The following is a 732-nucleotide window of genomic DNA, read 5'->3' on the forward strand; positions in this document are numbered from 1 at the left end:
CCGTTTAACGCCCGATGTCGGCGGAGGCGGCTATCTATCCAACCCCGAATTCCATGTCAAATCGTTTTTTTCAAAACTTTCTGACCAAACCCACCAGAACCGGCCGAAGCCAGACCCAGTAGGTCGTGGCGACCTTCTAGAGAAGAGCGCCAATCAAGTCAAGCAAGAATTTACAAGAAACTCTTTCCGAACTTGCGAGGACCTAGCTTGAATTCTTTCGAACTCTTCACCAGATCCTCCGGAGCCGCGCCTTCTAGTGAAGCCGGAACCCCGTGTCAATCTCGTTTTTGACCAATCATAAGATCAACAACGAAACCGAATACTTCATCGAACTTCGGAATTCTTTTGGAATTCTTGGTAGCGATGAGGAGCGGCGCTTCTATTGAAGCATCACTCCGGAGTCAACCGCCTCGTTTTCGCATCTTTCGTTTCAGCCAAGGCCGTGACGAAGAGACAAAAGGAGATCCCTGGGCTGCCGAGGCTGCCCGCCTGGATCCGTAACCGAGTCGATTGGAGCGCGGAAACTAGCGAAGTCGGCCAAAGAAAGCAAGAGGCTGAAAGCCTCACCTTCGCGGCCGCGATCGCGTTTCCGAGCAGGCGGCGGATATAGGCCTGTGACCGTCGCGTGACAACCCCTCTTCGGTCGAATCCAGCCGCCACTTGGGCTTTGGCCACTTGGGCTTTGGCCACTTGGGCTTTGGCCACTTGGGCTTTGGCCACTTGGGCTTTGGC

Annotated in this window: 1 protein-coding gene and 1 pseudogene; one reads left to right on the forward strand and one right to left on the reverse strand. The window is 54.2% G+C overall.

All coding sequences use genetic code 11. The features are described from left to right. Nucleotides 1-211 (forward strand): annotated as a pseudogene (locus AC07OA_RS24430) (hypothetical protein); the annotation flags it as partial. 179 nt (nt 212-390) lie between these two features. Here AC07OA_RS24430 and AC07OA_RS24435 read toward each other — a convergent pair. Next, the coding region (locus tag AC07OA_RS24435) for a hypothetical protein (protein ID WP_494666427.1) at nt 391-732 on the reverse strand (342 nt) is incomplete at its 5' end.

Source organism: Caulobacter sp. GW821-FHT09B08 (assembly GCF_059418225.1).